Here is a 22,566-nt window from a genome sequence, read left to right on the forward strand (position 1 = left end):
TTAAAAATTATTTGAATAACAGTGATTTGCAAAAACAGCAATAATTTTCTCTTATATCGTTCTTTTTGCCGCAAATATTACAGAAAATATAACTGTCATGCGACTTATCATATTTTTCATATGTTGAAAACGAGGGATGATAACGGACATAATCACCTATATTTAAATAATCATACCATTCCCGGTTATTTTGAATACGAATTTTCTTTTTACTTCCGTCAGCACCTTGTAAATATACAGTGTATTCCATATAGTGGACAAGATGTTCGTCGTCTCCGTAATTTTCGGTTTTGGTTTTTCTCTTTTCAGTTTTATTGACAACACGCCCATCCCATATCGGCTTTTTCATATTATTAACGCGCACCAGACTAATAACAATCATCATTAAGGCTAATCCACACCCTATCAGAATTGCTGTTCCCGGTTCGAGTTCATCAGACGCAAAACCGGCAATAGTAAAGCCGATGATAAAAAGCGCGGATAAAATAACGGCAAATATAACGGCATGCTTTTTATGTTTACCGGCTATGCGTATAATTTCGGGTTTGTTACAAGCGTCCGACCAGCCAACAAGAGTCCTTTGAGCGGGTTTATTTGTTTGTTCTTGATTTGTGTTTTCCGCGCCTGTGGTGGATTTGTGTGTTAAGCCTGCACCGCAGTTAGAGCAAAAATTTGAGTTGTCATTTTCATTCAGCTGCGCTCCGCAGTTGCTGCAGAATTTGCTCATGACATTGCACTCCTTATTGTAAATTATATTGAAAAAGCGATTGATTATTCAGCTATCATATAAAAGCATTTTATTATTGTTTTTTATTACCGCATTTGCTGCAGAAATTATCCTCGTTCCATTTTCCGCATCCGCACTGCCACGAAGGATCCCCAATATTCCAGCTCTTTTGATAATATTCTTCAATCCTGTCATCGTAATCGGTTGTGTTTTCCATTAACCATGCTAAAGTTACCCGATTTTTGTCTGTTTCCGCGTCGTTTTCATACGGCGGTTTCTTTTTAAATTTATTGTGTGCAGCGCTCGTCATACGGCTTTCATTATGTTTTTTAGAGCTTTTATTCATAACTGCTATCAACAACACTCCCAATCCGATCATGACGAAGGTTCCGATATTCAAAGGCTTGGCATACAGAGAATTTATCCAAGGTGCAAATTTAAAATAGTGCACCTCGTTGTCGTGCTTAACGTTGATTGCCGATCCTCTTACGGTCTGATGTCCGCTGTATTCTTTTCCGTCAGCATAAAACGTATAATCAACCGACCATTCATATTGATTGGAGGGCGCACTGTCCAGGGATCCGCCAAACCTGTCAGTATGTACGGTGGCCGGTGATGTATTTCCAAAGTAATATAGAGATACATCAGCCACCGCAATGATAATAAGAGCAGTTCCTATAAGAGATATAAATATCCGCCAGAAAATTTTTGAAGCCATGGATTGATTTTTTTTATATTGAGCCATCATTTATCTCCGGTAAAGAATTATTATAAACGGTAAAATTGCCGCGTCTATAAACAATAATAATTTCATTCGTCTTTAGCGAGTTTTTTTCTTAACGAAAGTACCTTTTTCATTTTTCTGAACATATTGATTTCATTATCAGTCAGCTTGTTAATATTTACCGATGATGCTTTTTGCCACTCACAGGAAATGAAGCTTACTTTATCCGCAAAGTCAGCGGCGCTCTCTTTTTGTTCAAAATGAGTGGAAACGGCGTTGTATTTCTCGGAAAGCTCTACCATTTTTTCGGGATTGTCAAAAAGAGGGCAGGGCGTAAGCGGATTATCGGAAAATGGCTGTCCGCGGCGGAACGCTCGTAAAAATGGCGACTGCAACGCTTCCTGCAGCGTCATTTTATTTATGTTTGAGTCGGAATAATGGCAAAAAGCGCAGGGTTCGACATCTCCCGCGGCATTTATATGCAGATATCCGCTTCCTCCGCCGACGCAACCGAATACCTTATGTCCGTTATTAAAAAGATCGATTATAGTAAATGAATGACGGTCTGAATACTCATTAAATCGTTCCCGGACAAATTCACGTTCATCAGCGTTGAGAACAAGCGACATATCGGCATTTTTTCCTATCGGTCTGTATCCGAAGGCCCAGCCGAACCACGCTCCGTTATCACGCAAGAAATCAAGAAATCCATCGCTTGTGATCAGCTTGTAGTTATTTTTGTGATAGCATAAAGAAAACGCATAAGCAATTTTATTTTCTTTTAATATATGCATCGCGCGTATGATTTTTTGATACGCGCCTTTTCCGCGTCGGAAATCGGTCTCTTCCTCATAGCCCTCAATGCTGATAAAAAGAGTAATGTTGCCTGCGTGTTTAATCTCGTTTGCCAGCTTATCATCGACTAATGTGCCATTTGTAAATATGCCGAAGAAAAGCTTTTTATGTTTTCGCGCAAGCTCAATCAGCTCGGCCTTACGCATGAGAGGCTCGCCGCCCGTATACAGAATATCAAGCGCTCCGAGCTGTTCCGCTTCCGTTAAAAGTAAATCAAGCCTTTCGTAAGAAATACCGTCTGTATGTTCGTAATCCCCCGCCCAGCATCCCTTGCAATGCATGTTGCAAGCGTTTGTCGGATCGATAAGTATATCTCTTGGTATGCCGCATTCAAAACGGCGGCTGTTTAGTATTTCGGTAAACGTATGAAAATGTCCTACTTTTGCAAAAGCAAAAACGCTTTTTGCGCCGAAAAACTGTGCGCACCGCAAAGCATAGTCTTTTGGATGCGGAAAAGCCGGTATCTTTTCATATTTACCGTTAATAAGCAGTTTTCTCATTTATTTTTTTGTTATTATGGTTTTTTGCGGTATAAGCGCATCTACGGCTATTTCACCCGCTTCGTTAACATTGAGTGAATATATCTCAAGACCCGGAACGCAGGAATAAAGCTTATTAAAATATCCGGCATTATCTTCGAGCATCTGAGGCGAAATCGTATTGATCAAACCGGCTTCCAGTTCATCGGTATCCAGGGTAAGAGAGTTGTTTTCTATATGTATGCTGCCCTTTGAATAAAGGTTTACTTTCTCAAACAGCGGAAACGGTATTTTTGTGGAAAGCTCAGGATACAGCTCGTTAACCGCTTTTCTCAGATATAGGGTGCCGGAGGCCTCAATTTTTCCGTCGCTTCCTACTTTGATCTGCTGATTTGAAAACCAATAAAAAGCCGGTGCCACTTCATTTAAAAACGCGGTCGCTTCTTCAGAGGTAAGAGTGAATGTTTTGCGTTCATAATCAGATTGCTCCCATGTATAATCATTAATATTTAATTTTTCACCGGATTCTTTCAACTTTTTAGTATATTCGCGAAGCTCATCGCTTGTCATTCCATTAAAAGTAATATTCAATCCGATTTTATTTACAGCGCTTTGATAGTTTTCTTCAGTATACGTAATTCCGAGATTTTTTGGATTTAAAAAGTCAGGCAAGGAACTTAAAATTATGACGGCGGAAGCCACGATTGCGACAACAGCAATTAATGCTATCCAGAGACCAACATGTTTTTTCTTTTTATGCGGATATTGTGTATACATTTTTCCATGATCCTCGTATAATGAATTTACAGTGCTTTTGGCAAGAACACCGTATAAAAACTTGACAGATGAATTTAAAGGAAGATTTATTATGAAAGCAGTCTGCATATCAGGAAGCCCAAGATTCAATGGAAGCACATCGCTAATTATAAAAGAAATTATGAGGGCTTTAGAAGCTCACGATATACAAATACATTTATACAGATTGAACGATTTGAATATTTCATATTGCAGTGGTTGTAAATCCTGTGATATTACCGGGGAATGTATTTATAAGGACGATGTACAAAAAGTCATTCATGATATATATGACGCCCAGCTTGTGATTGTTGCATCGCCTTCTTACTGGGGAGACGTAACCGGACAGATGAAGGTTTTTATTGACAGGTGCACACCGTACAGCAACACTGATGCTGCCAGACTTCCGGTTTCATCTGAAGTTAAAGGCGTTGCCGTTGCGGTAAGAGCAGGCGTCAACAAACAGGAAAACATGAATCTTGTGCATACCATAGAACATTTTTTGGGTCATCTTGATATTCCTCTTACTTCATATTTTACAGTCGAGGGAATCGATTCCGAAAAGGAATTACTGCATCGTCCGGATATCCTCGCGGATGCATATTCTTTCGGCGAAAAGCTTTTTCGGTTATTGGATTGATTTTTTCCATTATTTCTTGATATGTCGCCTTTTATTAATTATATCAGAAGTAAAGCATTCTTTCCATATTGACAATCAAAATGGCAATGCCAATAATTGTGGCAATGACCGGATTTTAAGCTTAATATTACATCAATGACATATTCAGGTTATATAACAATAAGATCACAAGTTAATTCCATTATTTTAAAAAAAGCCCGGCTCCTGATATGAGAAGCCGGGGCATTGAATCGTGATTTATTTTGTTATTGTGACTTTTTTAAGATTGCGGGGTTCATCGGGATTACGGCCCTTCAATGCGGCGAGCTTGCACGCGAAGAGCTGTGCGAAGACAGCGTTGAAGAAAACGCTTACCGCGTCGGTTCCGAGATTTGGCATCTTAATAGAAAGCTCTCTGCCTTCACAAAGCACGGGATCGTCTGATATAAGCAATACTTCGGCTCCGGCATTCTCGAGTTTATAAAGCATTTCTACCGCATCCTTGTAAACCGGTCCTTTATCGGCATAAAGAATAGCAATCGTATTTGCCTCTACCTGAGCAAACGGACCGTGGTGGAAGTCGCTGACAGCCGCACCCTTCATTTTTACATAATTGGTTTCCTGGAGCTTAAGCGCGTTTTCAAGTGCGATCGGATAATTATAGCCTCTGCCGAGTGTAAAGCCTTCGGTCATGAAGCGGTAACGCGTTATTATGGAATCAATTTTCTCGGAAAGAGTATCGATGAATTCATTAAGAGTTCCAGGAACAGCTTCAAGTGCGTCGGAAAGCTCCTCGTTCTTCGACCATTCTGCAACAAGCAGCGCGAGAACATACATCTGAGCGGTAAATGTTTTTGTCGCGGCGACGCTCTTTTCAGGACCGGCATTGCAGAATAGGTGATAATCCGCGGCTTTTGCCATAGGTGACGCCTCATCGTTGGTAACGGCAACGGTTATGGCGCCGCATTTCTTGCCTCTTTCCATAACAGCGAGCGCGTCGGCTGCTTTTCCTGACTGAGAAACGCCGAACACAATGGAATCTTTCAGACAGAGCTTTCCATCATAAGCTGTTATTACAGAAGGAGTGGCCAGTGCGGAAGGGACGCCGACATAAGTACCGAGAAGGTACTGTGTGTATATAGAAGCATGATCGGAAGTGCCGCGTGCGGCAAAATAGCAATATCTGATGTCGCGTTTTGCGATCTCTGTGCATAATGCCTTAATTGTGGATTCGTTTGTTTTTTTGATCGTCGCCAGCGCCTTGGGCTGTTCGAAGATTTCCTTTTGCATTAAAGTCATTTTAATGCCTCCTTGATGATTATGATTTATGTTATTAACGCGGTGATTGAATATTCACCGCTATATGAGAGAAAAGGCTTTGATGTTCGGGCTTATCTCTCACATAAAATAACTGCTATGATGATCGTTATGCTTCGTAGAACAAATCTTATTTACTTTATAAAAATACCGGGATATATAATGATTATTGAGATTAAAAAGCTCCAGAGCCGAAATTATTCTTATTTTATAATAAATCCTTTTTAAAGCCCAACCGTTTTCTGATTTTAAAAATATAAAACGGAATAAATAGAGTAAAGAATATATCTATCAGAACGAAACCGATGTTGGCAAATAGAAAGAAAGCAACCTTCATCTCGACAAGATCCTCCGGAAGGGAAAAGATCTTTGTAGTAAATAAATACAAGAGAAGCATGGAGGTATTAAAGGCGCTTAACTTGAGTATCCACGATAATACCACATTAAGCTTTTCAACATGCTTTTTATATATTGGATACCAGCCCATAAAAAACGCAAACATAAAAGCAGGCGATTTTTGAGGAAGAATTAAAAATGACAGCACGGATATACAGAAGAATACCGAAAAAGCCATCTTATCATCTGTTTCAATCGTTACAAAAAGAATCAACAGACTGGTATAAGCCGCCAGAGAAATATCGAGAGTGGTAATGACGGAGCCGATGGCCAGCAGAGCGACTCCGATTGCGGTGAGCAGCGCGCCGTAAGCAATTCGTCTTGTCTTGTTTTTCATATTTATTGTTCTAGTCTGATCAGCAACAGCTTATAAGGTCGCCGCCGCAGCATTCGCATAAACAGTCTGCACATAAAAGCCCGGAGCACATATCACATGCGGAGCATGTCGACATGCTCGGGCGGTTGGTGTTGTAGTTGCCATAACGTTTTTGCGCATTCTTCAGCTCGTTATATGCCGCCGCGTATTCACCGTTTGTCGGTTCTGCGTTGTAGGCAGTCCGAAAGCTCTCTGCAGCGTTGTTATACTGTCCGCTTTGGCGGTATATAATACCTTTGAGATAATACCATTCGGCATTGCGGGACGTTGTGGAAAATGAATTCAACAACACATCTGCTTCACTGAATCTGCCGGCGGCAATCAGCTCTCTGATCCGTGAGAATTCGCCGCCGGAATATGATGAATTGCTGTTCGAAGAAGAGCCGGCAGACGAACCGGAAAACGTGGAATAATGCGAAGAAAATGAGCGCTGCTTTTGAATTTCATCATAAGCCGCATTTATTTCCTTCATTTTTTCTGCCGCGAGATCGCCAAGCGGATTGTCGTGGTAATTATCAGGATGATATTTTTTAGCGAGATCACGGTATGCTTTTTTGATTTCGTCGTCGGTGGCGTTGTATGAAACGCCGAGGACCTTGTACGGGTCGGTCATGTATTCAAGCCTTTCGGTTTTGAGAGTTGCTTTTCGTATTTTTTAATTATATTTCCGAATACGGATGAAAGTCCGAGAGAAGTGATGTTTTCAATAATCGGGAGATATTCTGAATCGCGGGGAAGCAGTGAAACGGCGGCGTCGATGCGGGATATATATATGCTTTGCGCTGTGTCTATATCCTCAAAAGCAGAAAAAGCATCCGTGACGGAGCCATATTTATTGAGCAGGGGATTAAACGAACCATGCCTTTCATCCTTTGAAAGGTCATCTGCCGCGTCGGCTGTATATATAAATCTTCCGACGAACGAGCCGATCTCGGAGGCGATGAGTTTCTCGTTCCCTTCAAGACCGAAAGAAAAAATTTCGGAAAGAATATCGCCGGAAACGGCGCATAATTTGTCAAGAGATGCACAATCAGAGCTTTCCATAAGAGAAAGAGAGCTTATACGAGAATCGACGAAATCGGAAAGAGATGAAATAAGCGGGTCTTTTTTCTTAATGCGCCTGAGCTTTGCCCTGCAAAACGCGGCTGTCGGAAAAAGAAACAGCTTTTTAAAAAACGGCTGATCACGGTCATTGATATCGTCGAAAATTTTATATGCCGTGAGTATAAATCCGGCTTTTGCGGAGAAGTCGAGTGAATCGCCTGATTTTGAAGCAGCTGACGGACGCTTTTTCATCGGATGCACGGCACAGCGCTCTTTGCCGATTTCAAATCGTTCGCCAAGCAGTGAAGCACGGACGAGCGCAAGAAAAACGAAGTCATAACTTAATGACGAGGTCATAAGAGGCGAAACAGCGGATGAAACCGAATGACATAGTCCGCAATATACCGCTTTATATAATTCGTGATGTTTTACAAGCAGATCGCCGACAGCTGGTTTTACATACCCGAACATTTTTGCCTTTATGCCTTTCTATCACATCATTATAATACCCTGCGGGTTTTAATGCAATATTTTTTTGTTAACAGAGTCATATAAGATTGTAAAATTTAGATATTTCGGCTTCGTTTGAGAGCATTTCGCTTTGCAGCGATTTCACAAGAGAATCAGATAAAGCGTCGTCGGTGAGGAGCATTTCAAGCTTTTCCGAAAGATCGGTTTCCTCAAATGAGGATATCAGCCCGAGTTTTCCGCTACGTAGCTGTTCGGCTGCCGAAAGATAATCACATACTACAATAGGCTTTGACAGAATTTTTGCTTCTTCCACAGAAATCGGTTTTCCCTCAAATCTTGAAGGTTGGGCGTACACATCGCATTTTTTTATAAACGGATATGGGTTGGGATATGCTCCCATAAAGACGAAGCTGTCCGCGACGCCGTATTCCTCCGCGAGCAGAGACAGATTCTTTTTATATTCGTTATCACCTTCGCCTATCACATACCATTTTGCATCTATACCGTCGGTACGCAGATGCTTCAATGCGCGGATGGCAAGATCAAATCCCTTTTGAAAAGTTATTCTACCTACGGATAAGATGCGTTTTCCCTGATAATCAGGGTCGGGAAATATGGCCGGTTCGTCCGCCATTATTTTTATTGCGGAAGGAGAATTGATATTTTCGATAACAACGCATTTTCCGGACAGCTCTGGAAGAGACTTTTTTAATGCGTCGTCCACCGTGGACGAAACGTTTACAATTGAGTCGCATCTTTTAAAGTATGGCAGATATATCGAATCGTCTCTTTTCGGATGAGCATAGTCGAAATGCATCCATGTTATATATTTATCGGCTTTTACTTTATCGAGCATATAAAACATAGTCCTGTCGCCCCAGTAAGCCACGGCAACATCGAATTTTTCATCGATTGCCGGAAGATAATCCATAAGTCGTATCCAGAGACGGGTGGCGTCGGATGAAACATTTTCAGGATGAAGCATAATTTTTATATAATATGGAAGTACGGTAAAAGCTGTAAACGGATTTTTCCTTATGAAGGTATTATAAATATTACCACGTGCGTTTTTACCGGATTGTAAGAAATGATCACCATAATTATTTATTTCTATGATCTTAAGCTTATTAGGAAGGAGCTTTAAAAAAGGTCCTTTCTTTTTTGCCAGAAGGAGAGTCGCGTCGTATTTATCAAAATCGAATGTGTTTATAAACGAGACAAAGCTTTTTTCCGTTCCGGCGCAATTCATAGTGATGCCTATGAAGAGTATTTTCTTTTTCATTGATTATCATCCTTGTCTGAAACGTATTTATGGCGTCCGGCTTTCCAGAAACGGGCGCCAGCAAGAGTGACGGCGAAGCCTGCGGCCGCGACTGCGATCCAGCTGTATACTGCCGCGTTCCATCCGTAAGCGGAGGATATTTTTCCTATTGTAACGCCGGAAACGGCGCTTGCGGCATACGAGCATGCGTCGAGAAAGCCGGTAATGCTTGAAGATCGTCCAACGGAAGAAAATTCAAGCGGAATATAAGTAAGAAACATTGTATTGGCTCCGAGCATGGCTGATGTTGAAATCGCAATAAGAATGACCGTTAAAACAGGGCCGAATGAACCGACAAGACATAACAGCGCAAATGACGCGGCACTGATCCCAAAAAGCAGAGCGGATGTTGTCATTTCGTTATTGAAATACCTGTTGTTCAGTTTTATCGCAATATACGCGCCCGGCAGATTTATTATCGGCAGAATGACAGAAATAAGAGAAGCGGAGGACGGAGAAAGCGAAAAGCTGTCCGAAATAAGAGAAGGAACCCAAAGAGTTACTCCGTCCTTCAAAACGCCGTTGAATAATATTGAAAGTATGGTAAAAACCAACCCTGTTGATGCGATCAGTGTGAAAAGCCCCGGCGTTTGGTCGGAAGCCCCGGATATATTATCGCCGTTTCTGGTTTTGCTGTTGTCGTGAGAAATGCGTTCCGGTTTTAATACGGATGCCGAACGGTAAAAAATTAAAAACCATACGATGGAAAAGGCGATAAGAAGTGAGCCGCATGCATAGAATACCGAGTTCCATCCGTATGCGGATAATAAAAGCGAGCTTAAAAGATAACTGAGCACCGTACCGGCGGGGATCGTCGCGGAAATGTTTATAGCTACTTTGGATTTGACGCTGCCTGTCAGATATTCGGCAATGCATTTCACAATAGGAGCCCAAAGCATCGAGCTGAAATATCCGGCGAGGCACCAGAAACCCAGTATAAAGTATTTTGAAGATGGGAAAGAAGAGGACAATCCGACACAGATATTACATATGCCTGAAAAAAACAATCCTATTCCTATCATCGCGCCGGGATCTGTTCTGTCGCCGAGGAATCCGTTTATAAACTGACCTATACCGTAGAAAATCAAGAATCCGGTGCCGGTAAGGCCGGCAAACGCCGAATTGAAAACACCTTCAGCCGCCATGGCCGGTATACATGCTGAAAAATCAAGCCTCCCTATATAGCTGACGCAGTATGAGATGCAGAGCATCACACCGAGTATCGTGGCCTGTTTTCTTTTTTCGGGAGAAATAGCGGAATCGGTTTGTGATAATAAAGACATTGATTTTCAATATACCTTTACGGGCATCATATTTTTATACTATAAATATAGCTTAATAAAAACTATGAAGTTATATAATTCTCGACGATTGAGGTTGCAATTTTTCTTTCGCTATTATATAATAGATTAATGAAAATGTAAAGTCATTTCGCTATTTTGATATGAAGGAGTTAATTCCGGAGGATGGGAATTATACATGAACAAAATGAAATACTTTATCAGCGCCGATATAGAAGGCACCTGCGGTGCTACCGCGTGGACAGAAACTGAATACGGAGATAAACCGTATGATTATCTTCAGTCACAGATGATTCGCGAAGTCTCGGCTGTTTGTGAGGCAATTAACGCTAAGCGCGCCGAATCAGAAATTATTGTCAGAGATTCTCATGACAGCGCCCGCAATCTTGACCCTATGAGCTTACCGCAAAACGCGAAAATAATCCGCGGATGGTCAGGTGATCCTTATAAAATGATGACAGGCGTGGATATTTTCCGTCCGGACGGAGTATTTTACACGGGATATCACGCTCCCGCGGGAACAAGTGGAAATCCGTTGGCGCATACGATGAACACCCGAAATTTCATTGTTAAACTCAACGGCGATATCATGAGCGAATTCATGCTCAATACATATACAGCGGCATATTTCGGAGTGCCGGTGCTTTTCATAAGCGGTGATGAAACGATATGTTCATTAGCTAAAAAGCTGGTTCCTGCTATTACCGCCGTTCCTCTCAATAAAGGACTTGGCAATGCTTCGATATCCGTCAATCCGAAAACCGCTCTTGAAATGATTAAAAACGGAGTTGCCTCCGCACTTGAGGCTGATTACGGCAGATGCTTCCCGAATATACCGGATAAATTTACGGTGGAGACGACATATCGCGAGCATTACCGCGCTTTAAATGCGTCATATTTCCCCGGAGCAATAAAATCTGGAGAATACAGTGTCGAATATTCCGCTCATGATTATCTTGATGTGCTTCGCTTTTTCCTGTTTACCCTGTAACTTTAATGTCTTTACCGGACTGCCGCAATTTCTCAATGCCGGAAACGGCAAAACTCAGCTATGATGGAAAGGACATGCCATTCTAATGAAAAGAAGCAAGATTAAAATATCAATTATCCTTGCCGCCGTCATATGCTTGTGCTTTTTATTTGTTATCTGTGCGTCTGCTGATGTCGGAAACTTCAACGATTGGGGCGACGGAGGAGGAAGCGATTGGGGCGGTGACTGGAGCGGCGGCGGAGACAGCTTTATTACCGATATGTTTTGGAACACCGGCTCCGGTGGAAATGGGATTTCGGTAATAGGTATTATTATCTTCGTTGTCGTTGTATTTGTTATTATAAAAAGATCAAAAGGCAATACGAGGACGGGAACATTTACCCCGGGCACTCCCGTACAGATGATGCCCAGCCTTCCGGTAAACAGAAACGACGCCATAGAGGCCGAGATTAAACAAAAGGATCCTGAATTCACAAGCGAAAAAGCCGTCGGATACGCCAACGAAGTTTTTGTCAAGCTTCAGGAGGCATGGACAAAGCGCGACTGGCATATAGTAAGGGTTTTTGAATCTGAAGCTTTGTTCAACGTACACAACGCGCAGCTTGATGAATATAAGCGCAACAAACAGACAAACGTTATCGAACGCGTATGCGTAAACAACAGTTACCTGTGCGGATATCAGAATGACGGTACGAAGGAACGGCTTGACATATTCCTCGAGGCCGCAATGAACGATTATCTTACAGATGATCTGACCGGCAAGGTAGTTAAGGGCAACAAAGATACTCGTTACACAATGAGATACAAGCTTGAATTTATTCGCTCCAGCGGAGTAAAAACATCTGTATCGCAGCAGACGACGACAAATTGTCCGAATTGCGGCGCTCCGACCGAAATAACAAGCTCAGGTCAATGTGAATATTGCCATTCGGTCATTACAACAGGCGATCACGGATGGGTATTGAACCGTATGGAACGCGTCAGATAAAATGAAATAATTCAAAACAAAACAGAAAAGCAAAATCGGTTGATTATAATAATTATGAAAGGGCAGAGCAGAAAAAATGGGATTAATCAAAGCCGCGATTTCGAGCATCGGAAGTGTATTCGGAGATCAATGGCTTGACGCAGTGAAATGCGAAGACCTCGGAAACGAAATACTAATGAAGCGCAAAATCGATCAAAAGGGAAGAAGTATTATCTCCAAAGGCAGCAGAATAATAGTAAATCCCGGACAAATAGCTCTTATAGTAGATAACGGAGCTGTAAAGGATGCAACAGCTGAGCCGGGAGCATTCACATTTGACGATTCCACCTCCCCGAGCTTTTTCGGAGGAGATTTCGGACCTGTCTTTAAAGAAATGTGGGAAAGATTCAAGTTCGGCGGAGCAATTTCAAAACAACAGGCCGTTTATTTCTTTAACGCGAAGGAAATTCTCGATAATAAATTCGGAACTGCTACGCCGATTCCATATTCAGACTGGGGGCATCCTACGTTCAATCCGAGAACTCAGTCGCTTTACGGAATGGCCGTCAATATCCGCATGTACGGAAAATACACATTTAAAATAAACAATCCCTTTGAGTTGTTGAGGAAAATCGCCGGAAACGCAGAGACATATTCCAAATCAGAGCTTGTCGATCAGATGACCAGCGAATTTCTCGCCTCGATGCAAAGTACGCTTAATTTGCTCGGTACGGCGGAGAATAAAATACCGGCGCTCGATCTCCCCAGCAAGAGCGAGCAGATCGTCAACAGCATGCATGAAAAAAGCTTTGACGAAGCGATTAAAGCGCGCGGTATCGAGATAGTGTCAGTCGCTGTGCAAAGCGTGTCCTTCGATGATGAGTCCAAGAAGAAAATCGATCAGTACGAGCTTTCGGATCCTCTTTCCCAGAGCGCTTATCTTGCTCATTCTCAGGGCGAAGCTCTCAAAAATGCCGCTTCAAATCCGTCCGGCGGCGGGAGCACAATGATGGGGATGGGAATCGGTTTCGGAGCAATGGGCGTCAATCCGATGTCTACAATGCAGCAGGGATCGCAGAACCAGATGCAGACCGGAGAGCAGATCGCGGCTGCGCTGAAGTCAAATGAAACGGCTTCATCATCCGCCGCCGACACCTGGAAATGTATCTGCGGAGCCGAAAGTAAAGGTAAATTTTGTACTCAATGCGGTGCAAAGCGTCCTGAATCTAAAATCGGGAAAACTTGGAAATGCGCCTGCGGAGCCGAAAACAGCGGTAAATTCTGCAGCGAATGCGGAGCCAAAATGCCGCCCGAAAAGCTCAAATGTTCTAAATGCGGTGCGGAGCTTGAACCGGGGACGAAATTCTGCCCGGAATGCGGCGCAAAAGCGTAAATACAGAAAGTGAATTTAAATATGAACGTATATAAAATCAAATCAAAGGCAGAGCCGTGCTTTTGCGGTGTTGAAAAAGCATACATTGATAATTCAGTCTGGGACAGGGATTACCGCCCTCTGACATACGCTCAGATAATCCTTGTTCCCGATGATGCTTTTTATATAAAACTGACCTGCCATGAGTCAAATCCGCTCAGCAGATATACAAAGTTTTATGATCCCGTTTACACCGACAGCTGTATGGAGTTTTTCGCGAATTTCGCTCCTGAAAAATCAAAGCTGTTTATTAACTGTGAAATGAATTCGCTCGGCACCTCGCTTATAGGCGTAGGCGAAGAAAGACATAACAGAAAAAAGCTGTCAGAGTTTACAGACATTCTTCCACAGGTAGAAGCCGTGCGCGAAGATGACCGTTGGTCTGTCACGATGAGATTCGAGCTTGAGACAATTTATAAAATATACGGTAAAATTGATTTTACGCCCGGATATGAATTTAAAGGCAATTTGTACAAATGCGGCGATGACACTCCCGTGCTTCATCATTTAATGTGGAATCCGGTTGAAACAGAAAAGCCGGATTTTCACAGACCGGATTTCTTCGGTGAACTCATAATAGAGTAAACATAAGGCGGCTTTGTGAAAAATCCCAAAGCCGCCATAATTAAAACAAGAAAGGTAAGAATAATGAACGGAAACTATAATTTCGGCGGTTCATATGCGAAAAAGCCGATTAATTTCGATAAAGAAAAATTCAAAAAAATAGCAATCACTGTTGTGATCGTGGTGCTTGCTCTGATATTGCTCTCAACATGCTGGTATACAGTAAAGGATTATCAGGGGGCAGTCATTACCACATTCGGAAAAGCCACTGGGACCGCTTCGGCCGGAATACATTTCAAGTTGCCGTTTGGCATCCAGAAGGTAAAGCTTGTCGATGTCAACAATATCAAAAAAATAGAAATCGGGTACTCAAGCAGCGGTGAAGCTGTCGAATCCGAAAGTAAAATGATAACAGGCGATTATAATATAGTAAATGTCGATTTTGTAGTCGAATACAAAATATCCGATCCTGTTAAGTTTTTATTTGCTTCAAAACAGCCTGAGTTGATTCTCAAAAATCTTTCACAAAGTCAGATAAGAAATGTCATTGGCTCATATAACGTAGACAGCGTTCTTACGGACAAAAAGCTTGAAATACAGCTGGAAATCAAAGACCTCATTACAGAAGAGCTGTCTAAATATGATATCGGACTTATTCTTCTTAATGTGCTTATTCAGGATGCTGAAGCTCCGACCGATGCTGTCAGTCAGGCATTTAAAAACGTGGAGGCGGCAAGACAGGGAATGGAGACCGCAATAAACGAAGCCAACGCATATCAGAATAAAATGATTCCGGAGGCAGAGGCCCAAGCTGACAAGCTTCTGCAGAATGCCCAGTATCTCAAAGAAAAGAGAATAAACGAAGCGCACGAGCAGGTTGCGATGTTTGAAGCTATGTACAGCGAGTATAACCTCAATCCCGATATAACACGTGCGAGAATGTATTACGAGGCAATCGAAACCGCGCTGCCCGGAGTTAAAATTATCATCAACACTTCCGACGGCAGCGATATATTCAAGTTCATGCCGCTAGAATGAATCATAAAAAAATAACACACACATGTGAACAATAAAAAGAAGAAAGGCATAATATACAAATGAAAACAAAGAATAAAGTCGGCATTACGATTCTTGCGGTGGCCATAATCGCCGGAATAATCGCTTTAATGAGCTTTTATACTGTAAATGAAAACGAATATGCCTGCGTGGTCAGGTTTTCGAAAATAATAAAAGTTGCCTCAGAATCCGGGATTTATTTCAAAGCACCTTTTCTTGACGAAGTAAGCATATATCCGAAGACAGTTATACTATACGATATTAAGCCGTCGGAGGTCTTGACTTCGGATAAAAAATCGATGATTGTGGATAGTTATATACTCTGGAAAATAACCGATCCCATACTCTTTTATAAAACTCTTCAGACAACCAACGAAGCCGAAGTCAGAATAGACAATACCACCTTTAACGCGCTTAAAACAACCATGGGTAATATAGAGCAAAACTCTGTAATTAACCAGGAAAATGCGGGTGAGCGCAACGAGCTTTATAAAAAGATCAACGATCAGGTGGCCGAATCCGCGAAGCAATACGGAATCGAAATTGTCGATGTAAAAATAAAACGGCTTGATCTTCCGAATGAAAACGAGGCCGCGGTATTCACCAGAATGATATCCGAAAGAAACCAGATGGCCGCAAAATATACTGCCGACGGTGAGAAGCAGGCTACGATGATCAAAAACGACGTAGATAAAAAAGTGAATATCACAATATCAAACGCAGAAGCTGAAGCTGCACGCATTGAAGCCGAGGGCGAAAATGAATATATGAAAATCCTTGCTGCCGCATATGATACGGACGATAAAAAAAGCTTTTATACATTCCTGCGTTCTATAGAAGCGCTTAAAGCGACGTTGAACGGCGAAAACAAAACGGTTATATTTGACGCCGACAGCGAGCTTGCTACGGTGCTTAAGGGGTATATCAAATAATTTCAGAAGGACTTCTTTACTTATGAAATCGCTATTTCGGCCGAGGGTTTCCGAGCTGAAACGTATTTTTACCGATATTCCGGTTCTTGATACCGACAGGCTTATTTTAAGAAAAATCTCGGTTACAGATGCCGCCGATATGTATGAATATTCAAAAAATCCAAATGTAACACGTTATCTTACATGGTCTCCGCATGAGGATGAAGAATACACAAGGCGTTATATAAAATATCTGCAGGGTCAATATATGTCCGGCGAATTTTACGACTGGGGACTTGAGCTCAAAGAAAACGGGAAAATGATAGGCACCTGCGGCTTTACGTCCATAAATGAACGTGACCGTTCCGCCGAAGTCGGATATGTGATCAACGAAAGCTATTGGCACAAAGGCTACGCGACAGAAGCGTTAAAAAAAGTCATTGCCTTTGGCTTTGACCATATGCTCCTTAAAAGGATAGAGGCAAAGCACATTGAAGGCAATGACATGTCGGCTTCCGTAATGAAAAAATGCGGTATGAAGCTTGACGGGATCCTGCGTGATTCCATGTATATAAAGGGCGAATATAAAACAATACATGTGTATTCGATCATCAGAGAAGAATATTTGTATAATGATATCCGCTGAAGCGGTGTTTTGTCCGCGAGTATACAGCAGTCAAACCCTTAAAAGATGTCAAAGTTTTTATGTTATCCGGGAAGCCGTCCGATATATAATACCTGAAAGCTCTTAAACATATCTATCGTATTTCTGAAAAAATTGTACAGCCGGCATGACACAAGGCATGCCGGCTGTGATTAATGTCCGTTTTACATATGAATTATTATTTATCTTTAAAAAACCTGTGACAATCAATAGTATAAAGATAACACAGATCGGATTCAAACCATGCGGCCACTTCGTCTGAAGTGTATTCCGGATCGTAGAAATACAGCGCCCCGCATGAACGGTCTTCGCATCTTCCGTTGATTACATCGTTGACAGCTTGTATGGTCGTCTCGTCCGGCACAAATGTAGTGTTGTAGAAATTGATTATTGTCGGATATTGCTTTTTTTGATGAAGCACATCTGAAACCGTATTTGGAAATTTATCGGATTTGACACGGTTTATTATTACCTCTGCGATTATCCGTTTATGTTCAAGTCCAAGATTGTCTACCTCACGCTGAACAACACAATACAACATACGCAATTCATCTTCACTTATGCATATTGATCCGCACATGACCGAATCCTCAACATAAGCGTCCACAGGAGACGAATAACCTGGCACAGACAGATAGTCGAGATCGGGAGAAATGTCGTCGGGTGTTGGATCAGATTTAAATACATTAGAATCACCATATGAGGTTACTTTGACACTCGGCGCTGTTTTATATGCCTTTTCTGCCAAAGTTGCTATATCTGCCGCAAATACCGTTGATATCAGATTAAACCAAAGTGCATATATAGTTATAATTATAACAGCAAATCCTGATATATAAGTTCGCATATCTCACCTCGGGCTTTTTTATGATTATACGGCCTTAAGTATGTGAATATACATAAAAATAAAATGCCGTATTGAAGTATATTATACAAAAATATCGGCTTTTGTCAAACTGATTAAAACAATAAAGAATAACCGCGCTTTTTGGCGAGGTTATGTAATTACATTAAAAGGAAAAATAATAATGCTGTAATACCTGTCATAAGTATTTTATAAAATAAATACAAGACAATTTAATATATATTGATATGTCTATTATCAATTGAATACATATCTGCGTTGAATCCAATATGAAGAACAAAAGAGAATAATATCGGTCATCGGCTTTGCGACGGCAAGAGGGATACCTATAAAATCACGGAATAATCTGAGGAATACGTAGCTTAGGCATACGAGAACGACTGCAAGAAGGGCATATTTCCATGAAGTTGTTCTTGCTTTTTTAGATGAATCGTTAAAAACAAGATTATTGTTGAGCATGTAATTAATTGTCGCGCTGATGATCCTTGCAAGTATTACAGAGATAAAAAGAGTGTTTATTAACGAATCAAAAACCAAAAGCAGGATATAATCGACAAAGAATGATATAATAGAAGCCGCGAGATATCTCAGAATCGGCAGCATGACTCTTACGGAATCTGCAATAGGTCTGTAATGAGACGAATAATGCTTTTCATCATACACCGTGTCGATTTCAATTTCCAGAAATTCAAAGCCCGCGCGTTTTGCGTCAAGAAGCATGTTCTGTTCGTATTCGAAACGGGATCCCTTAATACTCATCAGCCAGGGCAGCATAGAATAAGAAACCCCTCTGAGACCTGTCTGAGTATCGCTCACGCGTGTTCCGGTGGCAAGATGAAAAAAGGCGATAGTAAAGGAGTTTCCGAATTTATTTCTGAACGGAACTTTGCCTGTAAATTTCCTGCATCCAAGGATAAGATGATTCAGGTTATTCTTGACAAGAATGGCGACGGAGTTAATATCCTTGAGTTTATGCTGTCCGTCACAATCTGCAGTCACTATTCCGACACAACCTGGTATATTCTCATATATGTATTTGAATCCTGTTTTAAGCGCTTCGCCTTTTCCCCTGTTGACTTCATGGGTTAATATTGTGACGCCTCGCTCTCTTACTCCTTCAAAGACCGGATCGAATTCTGGCTTGCTTCCGTCGTTAACAACAAGAATATCATAATCAGTGTTTTCTTTAATTTCATCTATCAGCTTTAACAGTTTATTATCCGGTTCGTAAGAAGGTATCAGTATTATCATATAGGACCTCTGGTATGAATTAATGGTAAGTTGTTTTATGAGAAAGAGTCAAAATGAGAGTTATATAAAAATAATTATTAATTAATAATCGCGTTAATTGCATTTGAAAGGAATAAAAAAATGAAGAAGTTCATTATTTCTGCTGTCGCAACTGCCGCGGCATTATCGGCAATATCACTTATGTGTGATGGTTTGTATATGTTTAATTTAACAATGTCAAGAAAAGCTCAGGTACCGTCTCATAAAAAAAACGGTAAAAATAAGGAAGTGCCGCCACAAAATGAATGTAACGAATACATGGATTTTGCCGACAAAGGTAAAGAATACTTAAAAACGAAATATACCGAAAAAGTGCAAATAATTTCTGAAGACAGAAAAAAGCTTTCTGCGACGATTGTGCTTTCAAACGCCGTTCATACTGACGGCAAATTGAAATTTACGGTTTGTATTCATGGATACAGAAGCAACGGATTGAATGATTTTGCAATGATGGCTGAGTATTTTACAGATGCCGGATTCGGAATGCTTATTCCGGATAACCGCTCTCACGGAGAAAGCGAAGGGAAATATATTGGTTTTGGGTGGAATGACAGAAAAGACTGTCTGTCATGGTGCGAATATCTTGTTAAAAGATACGGAGAAGATATAGAAATTGTCTTGATGGGAATATCCATGGGCGCCACGGCAGTCATGGCGGCTTTAGGGGAGAATACTATACCGCAGATAAAATGCGCAGTGGAGGATTGCGGATATTCCAACGCATGGGAGGAGCTGTCTTTGCAGCTTTATAATACCTACGGATTAAAGCCGTTTCCCGCACTTTATCTTGTCAGCATATGGAATAAAATAATCAACGGGTATTTTATAAGTGAAAACAACGCTTTGAAGCAGATAAAAAATTCAAAGCTGCCGATTCTTTTTATTCATGGCGAAAATGACAGATATGTTCCGCTTTATATGGTCAACAAGCTTTATGAAGCTTATGAAGGACCAAAAATGCTGTATATCGCGCCGAATGCGGCGCATGCGCAAAGCTTTATAAAAAACCAAGAAAATTATAAGAAAAAGCTTGATGAATTCTTCTCATCGGCGTTCAGTGAACACAAGGATGACGTCGCCTTATGAAAAATAATCACTGTTCATAAGAAATAGGTAATTATTTATATTTCGCATATTATTTGCTTAAGGGAACCTCTAAATATTCAATGACTTAAAATTTCATCTCTTGTTTTCTTTTATTATCTCTACTTTTTTTCGTTTTTTGAGAGTGGAACAATAGAAAAAACGAGTTCTTAGAGGTTACCTTAATACAATATCAATTCACGCTGTCCGCAGACTGTAATATCAGCGGACAGATTTTTTGTCACATAAACTGCTCCGTCAGCTCCGGCTCCGATTAGAATAAAACTGAAATCGGCAAACGAAGCGGTAATTTCCTTCGCTTTATCAAGCCCCATCGCAAATAGCGCGGTGGAAAGTGCGTCGGCAGAGGCTCCTGCGTTTTCAATCGACAGAGGCGCGATAACTATAGCCGATCCTAAGTCGGTTTTTGCCGGATACCCGGTAAATGGATCAATTATATGATGATATGTTGTACCGTTCAGAACAAAAAATCTCTCATATCCTCCTGAAACAGAGATGATTGTGTCTGAGCAATTCAATGTACATGCAACTGAACTCGTATCCGACGGATCGCGGATGCCGATTTTATAGCCTTTGCCCGAATTATTACCGAACGCGAGTATATTTCCTCCAAGTGAAACGAGGGCATTTTCTGCGGAAAATTCTTTTAATATCTCTGTAATAGAATCTGCCGTGTATCCTTTGGCGATCCCGCCGAGATCGATTTGAGTTGATTCTCCCAGATAAATGCGGTTGGTTTCGAGCGTAATATTGTTAAAAGAAGATTCGGAGAGAGCCCTTTGAATGGAATTATTATCCGGTAAAGATGGGTTTTCAGCTTTGAAATCCCAGAGAGCTGTGACTCCGCCGATCAAAGGATCGAAATAACCGTTTGTGGAATCACGCATATCCATTGAAAAGCGTATAAGAGACAAAAGTTCTTGGTTCGTCGAAACCTTTGCTTTATTAAGCTTGTACAGCTCGCTGTTCTGATCTGTTTTTGAAAACAAAAGCTCGATCCTTCCGGCTTCACCATCGAGCTTATCGCGTAATGCTTCGGTATTGTCACCATAAAGGGTATATGTGAAAATTGTGTCCATAAAAAATGAATTATAGATGTTTTTTGAGGGTTGCTGCGAACAGGATTGAAGCAGAACGGACAAAAACAGCATAATAGTTGTAATAATAAACGTAAGCTTATGTTTCATAAATGTATACAGTTTATGGTCTTTCAATATTTACTGCTTGTGGCTCACATAAAAAACTGGTATTTAATAGAAATTTTAATAATGATTGCTGTTTTTAACAATAGTCACTCCGGTAATCATATCAATGCGTTTGAATGTAAGAACTGAAATAATTCCGGTGACCAGTCCGGTAATGCCTGCAGCGGCGAACATGACAGGAAAATAATAAAAAACACCGGAGGAAAAACAGATTGCGGCTGATACTGTCTGACCGACGGTAAAGCCTGCCGAACCGCATATGCTTATCGTTGCCTCTGAAAAGCCGCGTTTTATCAGGATAAGCGAAACGGACATGAAGAATACCGCAAGAACGGCACCTGATAATGATAGAAAAAAAGATACTGGATTTCCGAATATAATGAAAGTGATCGTACATCTGAGAACGGCCACGGCGAGCGCATCGGCAAACCGTTTCCTCGAAATCAGATAAAGCGTTATTATATTGGCAAATCCGAGCTTTATCCCCGGTATTGGGATTATTGCAGATAATGAAAAAATGGCTTCTATATAGGAGATTATCAAACTAATTGCCAGAAATGCGGCATCTGACACGATACGGCGTGTTTTATTCATCTTATTGCCCTGAAAGCTGCGTTCATCCGGCTATTGCGTCTGAATCGTCACCGGTTGGATAGACTACTTTGACAACGAGGCGATTCGGAACGCATACTATGGTTTTCATAGGAGTGTTTGTCTTTCCGAAAGCTACACAGCATTTATCGGGGCAATTAGAATATGCGACAAAAGCATATCCGTCGTCGACTCTGACGCAGAATGCGTTATCTGGCGAAATGTATTCAGAGTTTTCAGAAAGAAGGAGCTTTGAAACGGTAACACCGTCACGGATAATCTCAGCATACGCGTCGGAATGAACCTCGAAAGGGAAAAAATATATTCCAAACGCTATACCTGCGGAAATTATCATATAAATCAAAAAAAAGAAAATGTCCTTTATTTTCATTTTTTCCTCACCGTATTATATTGCGTATATTATATCAAATTTTACTGTTTTTTTCAAGATGATTAAGTAAAAAAGGCCTATTAGGATTAAAATACAGTCGATGCAAGGCT

General features: G+C 41.2%; 24 protein-coding genes. 9 read left to right on the plus strand and 15 right to left on the minus strand.

What is annotated here, in order from left to right; translation table 11 throughout:
* Positions 1–7: 7 nt before the first annotated feature.
* From VB118_00350 to VB118_00365, 4 genes are all read right to left on the minus strand, one after another.
* Entirely contained in the window at positions 8–727 is a 720-nt protein-coding gene (locus VB118_00350; GenBank protein ID MEA4831048.1) for a zinc-ribbon domain-containing protein, read from the minus strand.
* A gap of 73 nt (positions 728–800) precedes the next feature.
* Complete coding sequence (locus tag VB118_00355; protein ID MEA4831049.1) at positions 801–1,472, minus strand: hypothetical protein; 672 nt, start codon at positions 1,470–1,472, stop codon at positions 801–803.
* A 65-nt stretch (positions 1,473–1,537) separates the two neighbouring features.
* On the minus strand, positions 1,538–2,806 hold the full coding sequence (locus tag VB118_00360; GenBank protein MEA4831050.1) for a radical SAM protein: 1,269 nt from the start codon (positions 2,804–2,806) through the stop codon (positions 1,538–1,540).
* Positions 2,807–3,562, minus strand: a complete 756-nt coding sequence (locus tag VB118_00365) for a hypothetical protein (protein MEA4831051.1) — start codon at positions 3,560–3,562, stop codon at positions 2,807–2,809.
* A 91-nt stretch (positions 3,563–3,653) separates the two neighbouring features.
* On the opposite strand from VB118_00365, the gene VB118_00370 reads away from it, so the two are divergent.
* A complete protein-coding gene (locus tag VB118_00370; GenBank protein ID MEA4831052.1) occupies positions 3,654–4,220 on the plus strand; it encodes a flavodoxin family protein in 567 nt (188 codons plus the stop codon).
* A 237-nt stretch (positions 4,221–4,457) separates the two neighbouring features.
* Here VB118_00370 and VB118_00375 read toward each other — a convergent pair whose 3' ends face one another.
* From VB118_00375 to VB118_00400, 6 genes are all read right to left on the minus strand, one after another.
* Positions 4,458–5,498 carry an SIS domain-containing protein gene (locus VB118_00375; protein ID MEA4831053.1) on the minus strand — a complete coding sequence of 347 codons (1,041 nt, stop codon included), beginning with the start codon at positions 5,496–5,498 and terminating at the stop codon, positions 4,458–4,460.
* Positions 5,499–5,724: 226 nt separating this feature from the next.
* Positions 5,725–6,249 carry a hypothetical protein gene (locus VB118_00380; protein MEA4831054.1) on the minus strand — a complete coding sequence of 175 codons (525 nt, stop codon included), beginning with the start codon at positions 6,247–6,249 and terminating at the stop codon, positions 5,725–5,727.
* A 19-nt stretch (positions 6,250–6,268) separates the two neighbouring features.
* Positions 6,269–6,901, minus strand: coding sequence for a J domain-containing protein (locus tag VB118_00385; GenBank protein ID MEA4831055.1), 633 nt, complete (start codon positions 6,899–6,901; stop codon positions 6,269–6,271).
* A complete protein-coding gene (locus VB118_00390; GenBank protein MEA4831056.1) occupies positions 6,898–7,803 on the minus strand; it encodes a DUF5685 family protein in 906 nt (301 codons plus the stop codon). Before VB118_00390 ends, VB118_00385 begins: the two co-directional genes overlap by 4 nt.
* Before the next feature lie 76 nt (positions 7,804–7,879).
* Positions 7,880–9,085, minus strand: a complete 1,206-nt coding sequence (locus VB118_00395; protein MEA4831057.1) for a glycosyltransferase — start codon at positions 9,083–9,085, stop codon at positions 7,880–7,882.
* Positions 9,082–10,407, minus strand: a complete 1,326-nt coding sequence (locus VB118_00400; protein ID MEA4831058.1) for an MFS transporter — start codon at positions 10,405–10,407, stop codon at positions 9,082–9,084. Before VB118_00400 ends, VB118_00395 begins: the two co-directional genes overlap by 4 nt.
* A 196-nt stretch (positions 10,408–10,603) precedes the next feature.
* Here VB118_00400 and VB118_00405 point away from each other — a divergent pair, with 196 nt between their 5' ends.
* The 7 genes from VB118_00405 to VB118_00435 all read left to right on the plus strand — a co-directional run bounded on the left by VB118_00405 (position 10,604) and on the right by VB118_00435 (position 16,992).
* Positions 10,604–11,416, plus strand: a complete 813-nt coding sequence (locus tag VB118_00405) for a M55 family metallopeptidase (GenBank protein MEA4831059.1) — start codon at positions 10,604–10,606, stop codon at positions 11,414–11,416.
* Between the two features lie 85 nt (positions 11,417–11,501).
* Positions 11,502–12,404 (plus strand): TIM44-like domain-containing protein, encoded by a 903-nt coding sequence (locus tag VB118_00410; protein MEA4831060.1) that lies wholly within the window; start codon positions 11,502–11,504, stop codon positions 12,402–12,404.
* 76 nt (positions 12,405–12,480) lie between these two features.
* Positions 12,481–13,776, plus strand: coding sequence for an SPFH domain-containing protein (locus VB118_00415; GenBank protein MEA4831061.1), 1,296 nt, complete (start codon positions 12,481–12,483; stop codon positions 13,774–13,776).
* A gap of 21 nt (positions 13,777–13,797) precedes the next feature.
* Positions 13,798–14,400, plus strand: a complete 603-nt coding sequence (locus VB118_00420) for a carbohydrate-binding family 9-like protein (protein MEA4831062.1) — start codon at positions 13,798–13,800, stop codon at positions 14,398–14,400.
* Positions 14,401–14,463: 63 nt separating this feature from the next.
* Complete coding sequence (gene hflK, locus VB118_00425) at positions 14,464–15,417, plus strand: FtsH protease activity modulator HflK (protein MEA4831063.1); 954 nt, start codon at positions 14,464–14,466, stop codon at positions 15,415–15,417.
* Positions 15,418–15,476: 59 nt separating this feature from the next.
* On the plus strand, positions 15,477–16,367 hold the full coding sequence (locus VB118_00430) for a protease modulator HflC (protein MEA4831064.1): 891 nt from the start codon (positions 15,477–15,479) through the stop codon (positions 16,365–16,367).
* A gap of 22 nt (positions 16,368–16,389) precedes the next feature.
* Complete coding sequence (locus VB118_00435) at positions 16,390–16,992, plus strand: GNAT family N-acetyltransferase (GenBank protein MEA4831065.1); 603 nt, start codon at positions 16,390–16,392, stop codon at positions 16,990–16,992.
* Between the two features lie 196 nt (positions 16,993–17,188).
* Here VB118_00435 and VB118_00440 read toward each other — a convergent pair whose 3' ends face one another.
* A complete protein-coding gene (locus VB118_00440) occupies positions 17,189–17,857 on the minus strand; it encodes a cell wall hydrolase (protein ID MEA4831066.1) in 669 nt (222 codons plus the stop codon).
* Positions 17,858–18,112: 255 nt separating this feature from the next.
* Entirely contained in the window at positions 18,113–19,126 is a 1,014-nt protein-coding gene (locus VB118_00445; protein ID MEA4831067.1) for a bifunctional glycosyltransferase family 2/GtrA family protein, read from the minus strand.
* A 120-nt stretch (positions 19,127–19,246) separates the two neighbouring features.
* Here VB118_00445 and VB118_00450 point away from each other — a divergent pair, with 120 nt between their 5' ends.
* Positions 19,247–20,251: an alpha/beta hydrolase gene (locus VB118_00450; protein ID MEA4831068.1), complete on the plus strand. Its 1,005-nt coding sequence runs from the start codon at positions 19,247–19,249 to the stop codon at positions 20,249–20,251.
* A 179-nt stretch (positions 20,252–20,430) separates the two neighbouring features.
* Here the strand turns inward: VB118_00450 and VB118_00455 are convergent, their stop codons facing one another.
* The 3 genes from VB118_00455 to VB118_00465 form a co-directional block, all read right to left on the minus strand.
* Complete coding sequence (locus VB118_00455; GenBank protein ID MEA4831069.1) at positions 20,431–21,456, minus strand: FAD:protein FMN transferase; 1,026 nt, start codon at positions 21,454–21,456, stop codon at positions 20,431–20,433.
* Positions 21,457–21,531: 75 nt separating this feature from the next.
* A complete protein-coding gene (locus VB118_00460; protein MEA4831070.1) occupies positions 21,532–22,068 on the minus strand; it encodes a Gx transporter family protein in 537 nt (178 codons plus the stop codon).
* 22 nt (positions 22,069–22,090) lie between these two features.
* Positions 22,091–22,456: a NusG domain II-containing protein gene (locus tag VB118_00465; GenBank protein MEA4831071.1), complete on the minus strand. Its 366-nt coding sequence runs from the start codon at positions 22,454–22,456 to the stop codon at positions 22,091–22,093.
* Positions 22,457–22,566 lie beyond the last annotated feature (110 nt).

The sequence above is a fragment of the Oscillospiraceae bacterium genome, assembly GCA_034925865.1.
Classification (GTDB): Bacteria; Bacillota; Clostridia; order Oscillospirales; family SIG627; genus SIG704.